Raw genomic sequence first — 14,941 nt, forward strand, 5'->3', positions numbered from 1 at the left:
TTCTTTGCACAAAATAATAAAATTGAACATTTTGAGTATTTTTAATAGTGAAAATAAATTAATGCAACACTAGTGATGTTTGTTGATTATATTAATCATTTATCAGATAGAACGTTACGCTTTATATGTTTACCTTATATCGGATCGGATTTCCAACAATTAAGGTGTGATGCTTCAACAACAGATGAAACAGCGATAAAAGATATGCAGGAAGTAACGGAAAATAATTCTTTCTTTCCAAAATATGTTGAATATATTAGCTCTTCAGATGCAGATTTTTTGAAAAGGCATTTGGTTACAGTAATGACAGGCTGGTATGAAGCAATTATCAAACCAGAAGAAAAGCAGCTACGAAACATTCTCGAAAAAGATAAAAAGCTAAAAGAGTCTATGTATAAAAAGATGACAGCTGAAGAATTAGTAGAATGGGCGACAGGAGGCATCATTTATCATCCCGAACCAAGTGTAAAGAATGTGATGCTCATTCCCCAATATACATACAGGCCGTGGAATATTGAAGCTGATATAGAAGAAACAAAAGTATTCTATTACTCAGTATCGGATGAGAGTATAAGAGATACGAAGCCCTATGCAGTTAATCCATCATTAGTTCTTAGATACAAGGCATTAGGGGATGAAACAAGAATGAGAATGGTGAAATTACTTTCTGAAGGCGAATGTAGTTTACAAGAAATAACGGAGCGGTTAGCACTTGGGAAAACAACAGCTCATCACCATTTAAAAATTTTAAAAACAGCAAAACTAGTCGATACTGAAACATCTAAATATAAATTAAAACAACAAGCACTCCATTGGATGAATGAGGAAATGGGCATCTATCTTTCACAATAATGTTGAAATCAGGTGAGGAACGATAATGATAAGGTTAAAGATTAACAACGAGCTAGAATTGAAGGGTTTTATGTATGAAGAGGCGGATGAACTATTTGCGCTTATTAATGAGAATCGTACATACTTACGCGAATGGCTTCCATGGGTAGATGGAACAAAATCTGTTCAAGATTCAAAAGCGTTTATTGACCATACAGTTGAACAAATGGATCGAAATACTGGCTTAACCGTTGGTATTAGAGAAAACGGAAAGTTAATCGGCATCATTGGCTATAATAAGTTGAATCATGCCAATCGGATAGGTACAATCGGGTATTGGCTTTCACAGCAGGCAGAAGGTAAAGGTTTGATGACAAAAGCTGTGCAAGCGATGATTTCCTACGGATTTACTCAGCTTAATTTAAATAAAGTAGAAATTCATGCTGCAGTTAAAAATAGTAAAAGTCGTCGTATACCTGAAAAGCTTGGTTTTGTATATGAAGGAACGATTAGAGATGGCGAATGGCTCTATCATTATTATGTTGACACAGTTATTTATGGTTTGTTGAAAAGAGAATATAAGTGATGAGCTACCATTGATGCAAGAACAAATTCTATTTAAAAGAATTTGTTCTTTTCTTTATGAATAGAGTAGGAAAAAGGATTTACTTCTAGAATCTTATTAAAGATAGAAAGTGGGTGGAGGATGAGAGATGGAAATTAAAACAGAGGCAAAGAAAAATGTAAGATGGAAGCGCTTGCTACTATGGATGGGAGGGAGTCTTCTTGGGCTCATTCTACTTGTAATCATTGGCGCTTATTATTTCTTGAATCGCCCGTTACCTCAAGTTAATGGTGATATTCAACTGAAAGGGTTACAACAAGCTGTTGAGGTGGTCCGAGATGAAATGGGTGTTCCTCATATAGAAGCAACGAATGAGTATGACCTTTACTTTTCCCAAGGATATGTACAAGCGCAAGATCGTCTATTTCAAATGGACTTAAGTAGGCGGCAGGCATCTGGGAGATTAAGTGAAGTAATTGGTGAATCGACAGTAGATACAGATAAGTATTTCCGTACCTTGGGCTTAAGAAGAGCAGCAGAAGAATCAGTAGCTGAATATTCAGATGAGGGGATGCGGGTATTAAATGCATTTGCAGACGGAGTAAATGCCTATATAGAGGAATTACATACCACTGGAAAGTGGCCAATAGAATTTACGATACTTGGCTATAAACCGGAAGCATGGAAACCAATTGACTCATTAACAATTGGTAAGTATATGGCCTTTGATTTGGGCGGACATTGGAAAGATCAAGCTTTTAGACAGTATCTGTTGCAAACATTTCCTGAAGAAAAAGCGTATGATTTATTTCCGACCTATCCAGAAGAGGCACCAACTATTATTACTAAAGAACAATTAGATTTTTCAACCGCCTTTGCTCAAGCTGTTATCCCACATGAATTCAATGGGAGTAACAATTGGGTGGTAAGCGGAGATAAAACGGCAACTGGCAAAAGTCTTTTAGCAGATGATCCCCATTTAGGGTTGGCGACTCCTTCTGTATGGTATCAAATGCACTTACAGTCTGATGAAGTGAATGTAGGTGGAGTGATATTTGCCGGAGTCCCTGGAATTATTTTAGGACATAACGAAAACATCGCATGGGGTGTGACTAATACTGGTCCTGATGTGCAAGATCTTTATATTGAAAAAAGAAATCCAGAAGATCCTCACTTGTTTCTTTATAACGACAAATGGGAGAAGGCTCAAGTGATAGCTGAGCCTATAAAGGTAAAGGATAGTGAAACAATTGATTATGAAGTCATAGAGACAAGACATGGGCCTATTATTTCAGAGTTTGCCGCCGATGCTGCTACTAGTGAAACGGCACTTTCATTACAGTGGACAGCATTAGAGGCAACGACAGAACTAGAGGCGATTTTAAATATGAATCACGCTGAAAATTGGAAAGAATTCGAAGAGGCATTAGCAGCTTTTGAAGCACCAGCACAAAATTTTGTTTTTACAGATCGAGAAGGAAATATTGCTTATAAGGCGAATGGAAAAATTCCTATCAGGAAAAAAGGAAATGGCCTATTACCTGTACCGGGATGGACAGATGAGTATGCTTGGGAAGGTGCGATTCCTTATGACGAATTACCAACTATCGTCAATCCGGAAGAAGGTTTTATTTCTACAGCCAATAATAAGGTGGTAGGAGATGATTACCGTTATCATATCAGTCACAATTGGGCGCAACCATATAGACAAATGCGTATTCAAGAAGTATTAAGTGGAAGCAATAAATTAACTGCAGAAAATATGATGGAACTACAAATGGATGAAAAGAACCTTCAGGCAGAAGAATTTGTGCCTGTGATGCTTAAGCAATTAGCAAACGAAAAAGGTGAGAACATCCAATCAGCCCTTGACATCTTATCGAAATGGGACTATCAAGATCATCAAGATCTTGCTGCTCCTTATATTTTTAATCGCTGGATGGTTGAAATAGGAGAAGCATTATTTGAAGAGCAGATTCCAAAAGAAACGTTAGAATTATTTGGTGGTAAAAGATCGGCTGTTGATCAGCTTCTGCGTAATGCATTTGCAGGTAACCCGGGGCCATGGGTGAAGGATGTAGGGGGCATTAATGAATTATTAGTTGTATCGTTAACGGAAACACTTTCACAAATACAGGAAGATGAAGGCGGCGATATGGCAAATTGGAACTGGGGAGATTATCACCAAGTTTCCTTCACACACCCGTTATCTAGCGTAGCTCCTTTAAATTATTTATTTAATTATCAAGGTAGTATGGCAACAGGAGGAAGTGCTGTCACTGTTAAGGCAGCTGCATTTAAAAATGATGGGACGGTGAATCACGGAGCATCATGGCGATTTGTTATGGATATGAACAATCCAATGCAGGCTTATCATATCGTCGGTCCAGGTCAATCTGGGCATGTATCGAGTGACTGGTATCAAAATCAAATGGCGGATTGGGTAGAGGGAGATTATCATAAGACTACTTTAGGGGAGCCTGAAGGGAAGAGACTACTCTTAACACCAGAAGAATGATTATCTAGGATTTTTGAGTTGATAAGAAGAAGATAAATCCAACGCATTTTTTAATCGATTAAGATTTTACCCTTTTTAATATGTACGGACTAGAGAAAGGTGAATGAGAAGAGAAATAGCCAGCTAAAATAACTTTTTGGCTGGCTAAAAAATGTAATTAAATGATTACAAAAGAAAGCTTGCTATCCAAGAAATCAAAGGAATGGTTAAGATAGAAATTAACGTGCTATATACCGTTACCATAATGGCTTCGTTTTCTTCTTGTGTGTAGCGGGAAAATAATACTGAAGCCAGCATGAAGGTAGGCATACTTGTTAAAATAACTAATAAGAAAGTTAAATCTGTTTGTATTGACGTAAAACGTAAACAAATGATGGCGAAAAGTGGTAATATCAACAATTTCATTAATAAAGGAAACCATAAACCTTGAAAGTAAAACCGTCGTCCAACTTGAAAGAAAGTTGGAAGCAGAAAGCCTATATATAACATGGCTAATGGCGCAGCTAAGTTAGATAGCATTGAAGCCAGTTGCTTGAATATGATCGGAGCTTCCCAACCACTGATTACATATAACAACCCCAAACTAATGGCTAATAAAGGTATGTTTAATAAAGCTTTTAATTGTTTAAATTGGAATTTTTGATTGCTTTGTAATAAATAGATACCTAATGAAAAAAGAACGACATCTAACCCTGCATCAAATACAGCGGCTAATAATCCACCGAGAGGCCCAAATAATGTAGCACTAAGAGGGATGCCGATGAAACCTGTATTACCTAGGGCGGCGAGTAAAGCCAATTGTTTAGGCTGATTAAGGTGTAAAAGACGGCCTAGAACTAATGTAAGAATAATACCTCCAGCATTAAATACAATGGATATCCCGAATACGAGAAAGACTTGTTGGAAAATGACGTCCGTAATTTTAGTATTGAAAACACCATTCAATATAATAAAGGGAACAGCTAGATTTAAAATAATCATCATTAATATATTTTTCATTTCTGCTGTGATTGATATCTTTAAAGCGATTAGTGCTCCGAAAACAATGATTATACCCATTGTTGAAATCGCAAGAATAACAGAGGTGACTTCCATATGACACTCCTTTCAGTATAAATTATACTGAAAATTCTTATATTTTTATAGTTCATAAAAGCAGAAAACTATAAAAATATCATTGGACCATTTATACTTAACGACAATAAGAAAGGTGTGGGTAGCTATGGTTGCTAAAGTAGCGATAGTAACAGGAGCGAATTCAGGAATGGGCTTAGAAACGACAATCGGTCTTGTAAATAAAAATGTAAAAGTAATCATGCTCTGTAGAAGTAAAATAAGAGGTGAAGCCGCGCTACAAAAAGTGAAAGCCATTACAGGAAAAGAAAATGTAGATTTAATGCTCTGTGATTTAAGTTCTATCAAAAGCATCGATGATTTTGTGGCAACCTTTTCTAGTAAATATCATCATTTGGATCTTTTAATCAATAATGCAGGCGTAGTGACAATAAAAAGGCAAGAAACAGTTGATGGATTTGAGATGATGTTAGGGGTAAATCATCTCGGTCATTTCCATTTAACCAACCAATTATTAGAAGCTTTGAAGGCTTCGGCTGCTGCAAGAATTGTCATTGTATCTTCTGGTGCCCATAAATGGGGGAAAATTGATTTTTCAGATCCGTTTTTTAAAAAGAGTTTTAATGTAGCAAAAGGTTATGGAAGATCGAAGCTAGCCAATTTATTATTCATGAAAGGTTTACATGAAAGAGTAGCGCATACAAATGTGACAGTGAATGCACTTCATCCAGGAGCTGTTGCCACAAACATAGGTGTGGATAGAGAAACAGGGTTTGGTGGCAAAGTGGTAAAATTGCTGGTGCCTTTTTTTAAAACGGCAGAGCAAGGAGCAGAAACGGCCATCTATTTAGCAACGAGTGCAGATGTAGAAGGGATATCCGGTGAGTACTTTATTGACAAGAAAAAAGCCCCTGTCTCTAAAAGGGCGAGTGATCCCCAACTAATCGAACACTTTTGGAGGTGGAGCATAGATCAGACGACGCTTTAGCTAATAATATCTAATAGCTAATTAAGATAACTCTATGGAAAGAAAAGATTAAACAAGTGAATAAAAGTTTATTCGAATCGTTTCATGCTTAAATGAAAGGAAATGAGAGTAGAAGAATGACAAGAGTTTATTAAGATAATAGACAAAGGGGATGAGACAAGTCTGAAAAAGTAGATTTCCTGATGGCACATAAACAAAAGTAGAGGAACAAATTTACGTTGATAAAGCATTTAGAAGTAGTAGAAATGAATAAAGGACAATGAAATCAATATAAGAAGATTAAAGGAAAGGATGGAGGCAGAAATGAGTTTTAAAGCATTAGTTGTAGATAAAAATGATAATGATTTTTCTATCCAATTGCGTCAGTTTGAGGTAAAGGATCTACCTGCTGGAGAAGTACTCATTAAAGTAAAATACTCCAGAGTAAATTATAAGGACAGTCTAGCTAGTATACCTAATGGAAATATCGTTAGGGAATATCCTATGGTACCGGGTATTGACTTAGCAGGCATCGTTGTTTCATCTCAACATCCTGATTTTTCAGAAGGAGATGAAGTCATCGCTACGAGTTATGAAATTGGAGTATCTAGATACGGAGGTTATAGTGAATATGCGCGAGTACCTGCACAATGGGTACTCCCACTTCCTAAAGGACTTACATTAAAAAAAGCAATGACGATTGGTACAGCTGGATTAACAGCGGCTCTTTCCATATTAAAATTAGAACAGAATGGCCTAACTGCAAATGATGGGAAGGTGCTAGTTACAGGGGCTACAGGTGGCGTTGGGAGTTTTGCTGTTGCCTTGTTAGCTAACCGTGGGTATGAAGTTGTCGCAAGCACTGGAAAAAAGAATGAGCGTGATTACTTAGTGAACTTAGGAGCTTCTTCAGTGATTACAAGGGAAGAAGTATATGATGGGAAGTTAAGCGCATTAAGCAAGCAAAAATGGATAGCAGCGATTGATCCTGTCGGTGGAGAGCCATTAGCATCCTTGTTAAGCCAAATACAATATGGGGGTGCTGTAGCGGTCAGTGGTTTAACAGCTGGAACGAATCTACCTACGACTGTTTTTCCATTTATTTTACGTGGTGTTAGTCTCCTTGGGGTTGATTCCGTTTTCTGTCCAATGGAAACGAGGGAAGAAGCCTGGGCACTATTAGCAGAAGAAAGTGATAAACTTCCGTATGATCAGTTTATTTTTCAAGAAGTTTCATTGAATGAAGTGGAGCATGCCTTGCCGTTGCTTTTAAAAGGAGAAACGAGAGGCAGAGTGCTTGTACATATATAGTCTCCGCTCATAATAACTGATAAAAAGACGGCCTAATTTCCGATAAGAATGGAGCGAAAGACATGCAGTTGAAAAGTAATCGTCTCGTCATTCGTTCATATATGTATGAAGATTATGAAGCTTGGATAGCGGGATTAAAGAACCGTCTAGTATCGCAATCACGTCATGATGAAGGTCGCCCACATGATTTATCTGCTTATACCAAAGATAAATTCAAGAAGAAAATCGAGCAATGGAGCAAGCAAGAGGATGATTGGCAATTATTTGAGCTGGGTATATTCAGAGAAAATGATGGTGCACATATAGGAAAAATAGAAATGTATCGAACACAGAGGAATGGCAAGGAGTTAGTACTACTTGGATATGCGATTCACAATCAATATTGGCGAAAAGGATATGGAAAAGAAAGTATAGTAACGATTATCCCTTTTATTTTTCAATATTTACAACCTGAAAGAATAGAATTACATATTGATAGTGATAACTTCGCTTCCATTCATTTAGCAGAATCTATTGGTTTTAATTATGAAGAAAAACAGTCTCAATTCTCATTTGATAGTGGAGAATGGAGCGAATTTTTTATCTATTATTTAGAGAAATAAGAAGAGGCTCCGCTTATAAAGGGGAGCCTTTCTAATATTAAGCGTTCAATTTTTCTTTCTCGTAAACAGGTACCCAACCTTCTGGTGTAACAAAGAGGCGAATAGCAACAACTTTTCGATCATCAGCTAAGGTGAAATAGTGACGTGTGTTTACGGGTACAGAAATTAAATCACCTGGATCTAAATGGACTTCAAAAAACGATTCATCTTTTCCTTGGATAATAAAGACCCCATGCCCACTTACGATAAAGCGGACTTCATCATCTGTATGGTGGTGCTCTCTTTGAAAGTTAATTAATAATTCATCCAAATTTGGCGTACTGTCTGAAAGTGAAATTACATCTGCAGCTTTGTAGCCGCGTTTTTCAGAAATGGTTTTGATTTCAGTTGAAAATGCATCTAGTATGGCTTGCTTTTCATCATCAGACAAGTCGTATTTTTCGTGTAATGTCACTTCTAATTGTTCGATGTTCCAATTTTCATAGATGACTTCTTGTGCAGTTAAAAATGTAGCTACCTCTTGTTGATCAGTAATCACTTTTTCTTCGTTTTTAAATTTAATAATTGCCATGTAAAACGCCTCCTTTTAATTGAATAAGAGATAATTTATATTGAAATAAAAATTCGCAAGCTTCTAATAATTTTTTTGCTTCGAATCCATTGACTCCCCAAACAGTAATCCCATGGTTATGAATTAAGACTGCCCCTTTCTCTTTACTGACGTAAGCAGAAAAGTGGGCCGCTAATGTAGGAATATCCGCATCATTGCGAATGATCGGGATGGTGAGTATATCATCTTCTCCCCATAATCCAAATGCTTTAATTAACTCTTGATGCTGAAAAGTTACTGCCCCTTCCTGATAGAAAAGCTCAGAAATAACATTATTAGCGACTGTATGCACATGTAGACTTGCGCCTGCAGGTGTTTTCTTATAGATTTCACAATGTAATAAAGTCTCGGCTGAAGGTTTAGCTGACGTGCTTTCTAGAGGCCTTCCTTCTAAGTCTACTAATAAAAAATCATTGGCTGTTCGCTTTCTTTTATCAAGTCCGCTTGAAGTGACTAAAAAGCTGTTTTCATCTACGCGAATGGATAAATTACCACTAGTACCCATAAACCAATCTCTAGCTGCTAATTCATCTTTAATATCAGCTAATGTATCCCACTTTGTTTCATACGTTGTCATGATTTCGCACCAACTAGTTCATCGAGGTATTCAATACAATCATGGAAGGTTTCAAAAGGTGTATAAGAAATACCAGTGTCTTCACATTTTTGAATTAAGAAATCTCTAGCAAGGACGGCATCAGCTATTTTGGCTGCTTCAAAGTCTGTAATCGAATCACCAATAAGAATATTAAAGTGTTCAGGAGATGAGTGTTGTCTAATAATGGTTGGTTTACAACAGCCACAACCTTTGGAAGAACATAATTCGTCACACTGATGTGGATAGTGAATATCTATCGTTTCTAAAGCAAAGCTTGCATGATTGCAAAATACTTTCGTAAACGGCCCATAAGGCTCAAGTACTGGTTCTAAAAAAAAGTCAATCCCACCACTGACAATATAAAGAGGGATATCGTTTTCATGTGTATATCTAACAAAAGCGGAAAATCCTTCACGAATTTCTGCGCTATTTAATACAAAATTGATAATCTCTTCTTTTTTACTTGTTGGTAAAAGAGAAAAGAGGTTTTTTACACCTTCTTGGATAGAAATATTTTGAGCTAAAATATCTTCCTTGATCTGTTTTGCTTCAATAGGACCGAAATGCTCCATAATCTTTACAATGTTATCGTTATTAGTAATTGTTCCATCAAAATCACAAAAAATCATTGGTTTTGTCATCTTTACGACGTACCTCCCCATTTTGCTAATGCTGCTTCCAATTCTTTCGTTTTTGTTGCACGATGAGTATTTTGTTGTATAGCGTGATCAATGGCCTGCCTAAATGCTCTCACGCCCGCAGCTGCTCCTTCAGGATGACCATGAACTCCTCCGCCCGCATTAATAATGCAATCATTGCCAAAGTCTTGATAAAGTAACGGAACTAAACCTGGATGAATGCCTGCTGAAGGTACCGGGAATGCCTGATTCAAGCCATTTTCTTCGGTTAACTGTCTAGCGATGGCTAAAGTTTTTTCTTTTTCCATGGCAACAGAACCATATGGAGAAGGAAATAAAGAAAAATCTGCACCTGCTAGGCGAGTAAGATTACCGAGTAATAAGTCAGGAGCGACACCATAGAAGTTTGAAGAAATATAGGCTCCACTATAAGCAGGATGTGCCATGATAGGTAACTGCACTTCACTGTTTTCAGCTAATGATTGGAGCATATCTAGTCCGTAAGTGTGGACATTGAATAATAATGCATCCGCCCCTAATTCGGTCGCCTTTTTTGCTTTATCTAGTAAATCAATTGTTCTCCCAGATAAATTGACTGCATATTGTGTTCTTTTTCCAGTCTTTTCATAGACTTCATCTAGTATTTCTTTACCTGCGATAATTCTATCTTCTAAAGAGATGTTGACATCAAAAAGAATTTCATCATCTTTTACAATATCAACGCCTCCCATGGCCTGGTCTCTTAACTGTTCTCTTAAAAAGTGAATATCCCTGCCGATGATGCCTTTAAATATACTCATAAGTAATGGGCGATCTTGTATATTTAGTTTCGATCTTATATTTTTTATACCGAATTTTGGTCCTGAAAAACGGGAAAGATCTTTCTTATCAAATTCCAGGTTTAATAATTTTACTTCACCATCTAGAGATAATTTACCAAAAACGGTTGTTAGGATAGCTGGAATATCAAATGTGAAATTATATGTAGGATAGGCGATACTCATTTCGCACCTTACTTCACCGAAACGATTGGGATGTTCATCGTCATAAAATTCTTGTAGTGCAGTGACTCTGCCTTTATGTTTTAGTAATTGTTTTTGCTCAAGTAATGGTAACGCTGTCCAAGATCCTATCGTTAAGCCTAAAGCGATATCCTCTGCTTTCTTCTCTAATGAACCGGGTCTTGCGTATACTTGATAAGTTGCAATGACATCTCCCATATGAGAACCCTCCCTGATGATTTCGAATGGATATTAAAATAAAAAACCCTCTTCTTAATTAATAAGAAGAGGGTTAGTTCGCAGTTGATAGAACCTTCTCCTTATCTGTCAGCATGATTGCTGCAAGAATTAGCACCGTGTTCATTTAGAATCGGTTGCCGGGCTTCATCGGGCTCGTCCCTCCGCCTGCTCTTGATAAGAAAATTTATGTTTATCGTTTTAAATTTTTGCACAATTGTATTATGTCACCAGGTGTTTTATCTGTCAACAGAGAATTTTTTACGTAATATGACAAAATTCTTTTATGCTTAAAAAGATGAAAAATTTTAAAAAAAGATTGACACTTTTTTATAATCGGTGCTAGTATGTGCTCAAGATATTTCAAAAAAATGAATCTTTTATACTCTTATCAAGAGCAGGTGGAGGGAAATATGGCCCGATGAAACCCAGCAACCGACCGTAATATCGTTGTGAAACGAGGCGCAGCTAGAGATGTCTGCGCCCAATGTAAGGCACGGTGCTAATTCCATTCAGAATTTATTCTGGAAAGATGAGAGGCAAAATCGTACTGACGAATGCCTCTTTCTGTACTGGAAAGGGGCATTTTTGTTTCTGTAGTGACAAAGCAGGTCCGACTACATCTCTTTATGTAGTCACCCCTGTTTTGTGCAGCAGAGAAATAATGAAATAAGGGGGAAGAGAGATGGCTGTTTTAGAGAATATAGGGTATCGCGCTTTAACAGAGGAATCTGCATGTGAATACGTAAAGAGTTTAAATCTGTTCTTACCGGATGAAAAAATGACGGTGGAAGAGATTGGTGATGGTAATTTGAATTATGTTTTCCGTATTGCTTCTAATCGTAAAAGTGTAATTATTAAGCAAGCACTCCCCTATGCAAAAGTAGTGGGAGAAAGCTGGCCGCTAACACTTAAACGAGCAAAACTGGAGGCAGAAGTGCTTAAGAAGCATGGTGAAGCAGTTCCTCACCTTGTCCCAGCAGTACTAGCAACAGATGAAGAGCTTGCATTAACTGTAATGGAGGACCTTTCGCATTTGACAATTGTAAGAGAGGGATTGATTCAAGGGAATCATTATCCGAAGTTATCAGCTGATATTGGTGAGTACTTAGCAAAGACATTGTTTTTAACTTCAGATTTTGCTCTTCATCCGTTTGAGAAAAAGAAATTGGTTGCTAAATTTTCAAATCCTGAACTATGTAAAATCACTGAGGATTTAGTATTCACCGATCCATTTTTTGATGTGGAAACGAATGATTTTGAAGCTGGGTTGGCGGAAAGTGTTCAGCAACTATGGGCTAATGACAAGTTGAAACTCGAAGTAGCAAAAATAAAATATGCTTTTCTCACTGAAGCAGAGAGCTTACTACATGGTGACCTACATACGGGAAGTATTTTTGCGAGTAAGTACGAGACGAAAGTCATTGATCCTGAGTTCGGCTTTTATGGTCCGATTGGATTTGATGTCGGCCAATATATTGCCCATCTAATTTTCCAAGTACTTGTACGAAACGAAAACGATAGAATGGTTATTCGCCAACAGATTGAAGAGGTATGGGATGTGTTTTCTTATCATTTTTCAGAAGCTTGGCAAAATTCTGTTGTTCATCCTTTTACTAAAGTACCAGGCGCGCTAGAATATTTTCTAGCTAAAGTATTTAAAGATGCAATCGGAGTAGCGGGATGTGAATTAATACGAAGAACAATCGGACTGTCGCATGTGAAGGATCTTGATGGGATAGAAGATAGTTCAATTAGATTAGATGTGAAGCAGGCAACAATACAATTAGGCTCATCCTTGATAATTAATCGCGAAAACATAGTAACAATCTCGCAACTTCTTAAGGAACTTGAGGTGTATACACCATGAGTATACCAACACCCATTGAATGGCAAGAAGGTAGATTGAAAATTCTAGATCAAACGTTATTACCGCATCAAACAAGTTGGATAGAACTCGAAACCATTGAAGATGTCTTTGAGGCGATTATTCAGTTGAAAGTGCGAGGAGCGCCAGCTATTGGAATCACTGCTGCTTATGGTTTAGCGATTGCTGCAAAAAAATACGAAGGTGTCGACATCGAAACTTTCCATCTTAGAATTCATGAAGATTATCTTTATCTTGTGGGTTCTAGGCCGACAGCCGTTAATTTGTTCTGGGCTTTGGATCGAATGATGAAAGGAATAGAAACTCTTTATTCAACAGAAGAGGCGATTCTCAGTTTAGAGCAAGAAGCAAAGCGAATCCATCAAGAAGACGAAGAGATTTGTCGGCAAATTGGCGAAAATGCACTCAGTCTCTTGAATGGAAAGAAAAAAGTATTAACGATTTGCAATGCGGGGACGATTGCTACAGGGAAATACGGTACAGCGCTGGCACCGTTTCATTTAGGTAAGGAAAGAGGCGTTGACTTTCAAGTATACGCTTGTGAAACGAGACCGGTTCTACAGGGGGCGCGCCTAACGGCATGGGAACTTCAACAGTCCAATGTGGACGTGACGGTCATAACTGATAATATGGCTGCTCATACGATAGCAACAAAGGGGATTGAAGCGATTATAGTCGGGGCAGATCGCATTGCCAGGAATGGAGATACAGCAAATAAAATCGGGACATGGCAACTAGCTATTTTAGCAAACTATTTTCAGATTCCTTTCTATGTAGCTGCACCATTGTCAACATTTGACTTCTCTATTGCATCAGGGGCAGATATTCCGATTGAGGAGAGGTTGGCGGAAGAGGTGACTCATATCGGTCCATACCAGGTTACACCAGAAGGAACGAAAGTATTTAATCCGGCGTTTGATGTGACAACTGCTAATTTAATTACTGCAATCATTACAGAAAAAGGCATTTTTGCAGCAGATCAAAGCAAACTGGCACTATTGAATAAAACAGAAGAGGGAGTTAAGGTATGAAGAACAATCGAATAGGATTAGCGTTTTTTATTATTTTTATTTTAATTTTGGCAGGCTGTCAGCCAAAAGGAAGCAGCTCAAATAGTGAAGCAACTGCATCAACTAAAGAACATCCCTTGGCTAATAAAAAAATCGCACTGATTATGCAAATTAATTTAGGGACATTTTCCGCCCAATATATTGAAGGGGTAAAAGAGCAGGTAGAAAAGTTTGGTGGAACCGTTCAAGTATTTACTTCAGAAGGTGACTTAGCAAAAATGGCTTCTAATTTAGATGCAGCGATTAATCAAAAATTTGATGGGATATTAATCGATCATGGAACGAAGGAAGCGTTAACACAAGGGGTAGAAAAAGCGGTTGCGCAAGATATACCTGTAGTCGTCTTTGATGCTGACATTGCTGTGAAAGATGTCACTGTACTTCAACAAGGCGATGAAGAAATGGCGAAGTTGACATTAACCAAGCTTGCAGAAGATGCAGGAGGGAAAGCGAATATTGTTAAGATTTGGGTAGCTGGATTTGCACCGATGGAAAGAAGACAAATAGCGTATGAACAATTTTTAAAAGAGAATGCAGATATTAAGGAAGTAGCCGCATTTGGTGCTGCGACCGACAATACAGCATTAGATACGCAAGCACAAATGGAAGCAATTTTAAAACAATATCCAAATGAAGGTGAAATTACAGCCGTTTGGGCAGCATGGGACGAGTTTGCTAAAGGAGCTGTCAGAGCGCTAGAGCAAGCAGGTAGAGAAGATATTAAAGTCTACGGAATTGATATGAGTGACGAAGATCTGCAACTGATACAAAAAGAAAACAGTTCATGGGAAGCCACAGCTGCCGTTGATCCAAAAGATATTGGTCGTATTCAAGTTCGATATTTATACCAAAAATTAAACGGTGATTCGCCAAACGAAAAAGTTATCCTTGATCCTGTTTTTGTAGAGAAGAGTCAATTACCTGATGAGGCAATTACTACAAATGAACTGCATGAATATATAGATGGTTGGGGAGAAAGTGAACAAGGTTATACGGAAGAACTAAAAGCACTTGAAGACAAGTGAATGAAA

Annotated in this window: 14 protein-coding genes and 2 riboswitches; of the genes, 9 read left to right on the forward strand and 5 right to left on the reverse strand. The window is 37.6% G+C overall.

The window, feature by feature from the left end:
• Nucleotides 1–75: 75 nt before the first annotated feature.
• The 3 genes from H9655_RS15315 to H9655_RS15325 all read left to right on the forward strand — a co-directional run bounded on the left by H9655_RS15315 (nt 76) and on the right by H9655_RS15325 (nt 3,914).
• Entirely contained in the window at nt 76–852 is a 777-nt protein-coding gene (locus H9655_RS15315; protein ID WP_191815571.1) for an ArsR/SmtB family transcription factor, read from the forward strand.
• A 25-nt stretch (nt 853–877) separates the two neighbouring features.
• Nucleotides 878–1,417 carry a GNAT family N-acetyltransferase gene (locus tag H9655_RS15320; RefSeq protein WP_191815573.1) on the forward strand — a complete coding sequence of 180 codons (540 nt, stop codon included), beginning with the start codon at nt 878–880 and terminating at the stop codon, nt 1,415–1,417.
• Between the two features lie 127 nt (nt 1,418–1,544).
• Nucleotides 1,545–3,914 carry a penicillin acylase family protein gene (locus H9655_RS15325; RefSeq protein ID WP_095370210.1) on the forward strand — a complete coding sequence of 790 codons (2,370 nt, stop codon included), beginning with the start codon at nt 1,545–1,547 and terminating at the stop codon, nt 3,912–3,914.
• A gap of 165 nt (nt 3,915–4,079) precedes the next feature.
• Here the strand turns inward: H9655_RS15325 and H9655_RS15330 are convergent, their stop codons facing one another.
• Complete coding sequence (locus tag H9655_RS15330) at nt 4,080–5,009, reverse strand: AEC family transporter (RefSeq protein WP_191815574.1); 930 nt, start codon at nt 5,007–5,009, stop codon at nt 4,080–4,082.
• Between the two features lie 127 nt (nt 5,010–5,136).
• On the opposite strand from H9655_RS15330, the gene H9655_RS15335 reads away from it, so the two are divergent.
• The 3 genes from H9655_RS15335 to H9655_RS15345 all read left to right on the forward strand — a co-directional run bounded on the left by H9655_RS15335 (nt 5,137) and on the right by H9655_RS15345 (nt 7,868).
• Nucleotides 5,137–5,976 (forward strand): SDR family oxidoreductase, encoded by an 840-nt coding sequence (locus H9655_RS15335; RefSeq protein ID WP_191815576.1) that lies wholly within the window; start codon nt 5,137–5,139, stop codon nt 5,974–5,976.
• 303 nt (nt 5,977–6,279) lie between these two features.
• A complete protein-coding gene (locus H9655_RS15340; protein WP_404826105.1) occupies nt 6,280–7,266 on the forward strand; it encodes an acrylyl-CoA reductase family protein in 987 nt (328 codons plus the stop codon).
• A 62-nt stretch (nt 7,267–7,328) separates the two neighbouring features.
• Entirely contained in the window at nt 7,329–7,868 is a 540-nt protein-coding gene (locus H9655_RS15345; RefSeq protein WP_191815580.1) for a GNAT family N-acetyltransferase, read from the forward strand.
• Nucleotides 7,869–7,905: 37 nt separating this feature from the next.
• Here the strand turns inward: H9655_RS15345 and H9655_RS15350 are convergent, their stop codons facing one another.
• From H9655_RS15350 to H9655_RS15365, 4 genes are read right to left on the reverse strand one after another with little or no spacing between them, the layout of a single operon-like run.
• Complete coding sequence (locus H9655_RS15350; protein WP_191815594.1) at nt 7,906–8,439, reverse strand: 1,2-dihydroxy-3-keto-5-methylthiopentene dioxygenase; 534 nt, start codon at nt 8,437–8,439, stop codon at nt 7,906–7,908.
• Nucleotides 8,426–9,055: a methylthioribulose 1-phosphate dehydratase gene (locus H9655_RS15355; RefSeq protein ID WP_191815600.1), complete on the reverse strand. Its 630-nt coding sequence runs from the start codon at nt 9,053–9,055 to the stop codon at nt 8,426–8,428. Before H9655_RS15355 ends, H9655_RS15350 begins: the two co-directional genes overlap by 14 nt.
• Nucleotides 9,052–9,717, reverse strand: a complete 666-nt coding sequence (locus tag H9655_RS15360) for a 2-hydroxy-3-keto-5-methylthiopentenyl-1-phosphate phosphatase (protein ID WP_191815601.1) — start codon at nt 9,715–9,717, stop codon at nt 9,052–9,054. The genes H9655_RS15355 and H9655_RS15360 overlap by 4 nt, the downstream gene beginning before the upstream one ends.
• A gap of 2 nt (nt 9,718–9,719) precedes the next feature.
• Nucleotides 9,720–10,934 carry a 2,3-diketo-5-methylthiopentyl-1-phosphate enolase gene (locus tag H9655_RS15365; protein ID WP_191815602.1) on the reverse strand — a complete coding sequence of 405 codons (1,215 nt, stop codon included), beginning with the start codon at nt 10,932–10,934 and terminating at the stop codon, nt 9,720–9,722.
• A gap of 98 nt (nt 10,935–11,032) precedes the next feature.
• Nucleotides 11,033–11,136, reverse strand: a riboswitch (SAM riboswitch).
• Between the two features lie 201 nt (nt 11,137–11,337).
• Nucleotides 11,338–11,491: riboswitch (SAM riboswitch) on the forward strand.
• A gap of 146 nt (nt 11,492–11,637) precedes the next feature.
• On the opposite strand from H9655_RS15365, the gene mtnK reads away from it, so the two are divergent.
• The 3 genes from mtnK to H9655_RS15380 are packed head-to-tail and all read left to right on the forward strand — an operon-like array spanning nt 11,638 to nt 14,935.
• Nucleotides 11,638–12,822 (forward strand): S-methyl-5-thioribose kinase, encoded by a 1,185-nt coding sequence (gene mtnK, locus H9655_RS15370; RefSeq protein WP_191815603.1) that lies wholly within the window; start codon nt 11,638–11,640, stop codon nt 12,820–12,822.
• The gene (gene mtnA, locus H9655_RS15375; RefSeq protein ID WP_191815606.1) at nt 12,819–13,871 is read left to right on the forward strand and encodes an S-methyl-5-thioribose-1-phosphate isomerase; all 1,053 of its coding nucleotides are present in this window, start codon (nt 12,819–12,821) and stop codon (nt 13,869–13,871) included. The genes mtnK and mtnA overlap by 4 nt, the downstream gene beginning before the upstream one ends.
• The gene (locus tag H9655_RS15380) at nt 13,868–14,935 is read left to right on the forward strand and encodes a sugar ABC transporter substrate-binding protein (RefSeq protein ID WP_191815609.1); all 1,068 of its coding nucleotides are present in this window, start codon (nt 13,868–13,870) and stop codon (nt 14,933–14,935) included. The genes mtnA and H9655_RS15380 overlap by 4 nt, the downstream gene beginning before the upstream one ends.
• The last annotated feature ends 6 nt before the right edge of the window (nt 14,936–14,941 follow it).

Origin of the sequence: Cytobacillus stercorigallinarum (assembly GCF_014836495.1) — a bacterium.
In the GTDB taxonomy this organism is placed as follows: domain Bacteria; phylum Bacillota; class Bacilli; order Bacillales; family Cytobacillaceae; genus Cytobacillus; species Cytobacillus stercorigallinarum.

Coding starts and splice junctions, on each gene's coding strand:
- mtnA (WP_191815606.1), top strand. CDS start 12,819: ATGAGTATACCAACACCCATTGAATGGCAAGAAGGTAGATTGAAAATT.
- H9655_RS15360 (WP_191815601.1), bottom strand. CDS start 9,717: ATGACAAAACCAATGATTTTTTGTGATTTTGATGGAACAATTACTAAT.
- H9655_RS15325 (WP_095370210.1), top strand. CDS start 1,545: ATGGAAATTAAAACAGAGGCAAAGAAAAATGTAAGATGGAAGCGCTTG.
- H9655_RS15380 (WP_191815609.1), top strand. CDS start 13,868: ATGAAGAACAATCGAATAGGATTAGCGTTTTTTATTATTTTTATTTTA.
- H9655_RS15330 (WP_191815574.1), bottom strand. CDS start 5,009: ATGGAAGTCACCTCTGTTATTCTTGCGATTTCAACAATGGGTATAATC.
- H9655_RS15320 (WP_191815573.1), top strand. CDS start 878: ATGATAAGGTTAAAGATTAACAACGAGCTAGAATTGAAGGGTTTTATG.
- H9655_RS15315 (WP_191815571.1), top strand. CDS start 76: ATGTTTGTTGATTATATTAATCATTTATCAGATAGAACGTTACGCTTT.
- H9655_RS15365 (WP_191815602.1), bottom strand. CDS start 10,934: ATGGGAGATGTCATTGCAACTTATCAAGTATACGCAAGACCCGGTTCA.
- H9655_RS15340 (WP_404826105.1), top strand. CDS start 6,280: ATGAGTTTTAAAGCATTAGTTGTAGATAAAAATGATAATGATTTTTCT.
- H9655_RS15335 (WP_191815576.1), top strand. CDS start 5,137: ATGGTTGCTAAAGTAGCGATAGTAACAGGAGCGAATTCAGGAATGGGC.
- H9655_RS15350 (WP_191815594.1), bottom strand. CDS start 8,439: ATGGCAATTATTAAATTTAAAAACGAAGAAAAAGTGATTACTGATCAA.
- H9655_RS15355 (WP_191815600.1), bottom strand. CDS start 9,055: ATGACAACGTATGAAACAAAGTGGGATACATTAGCTGATATTAAAGAT.
- mtnK (WP_191815603.1), top strand. CDS start 11,638: ATGGCTGTTTTAGAGAATATAGGGTATCGCGCTTTAACAGAGGAATCT.
- H9655_RS15345 (WP_191815580.1), top strand. CDS start 7,329: ATGCAGTTGAAAAGTAATCGTCTCGTCATTCGTTCATATATGTATGAA.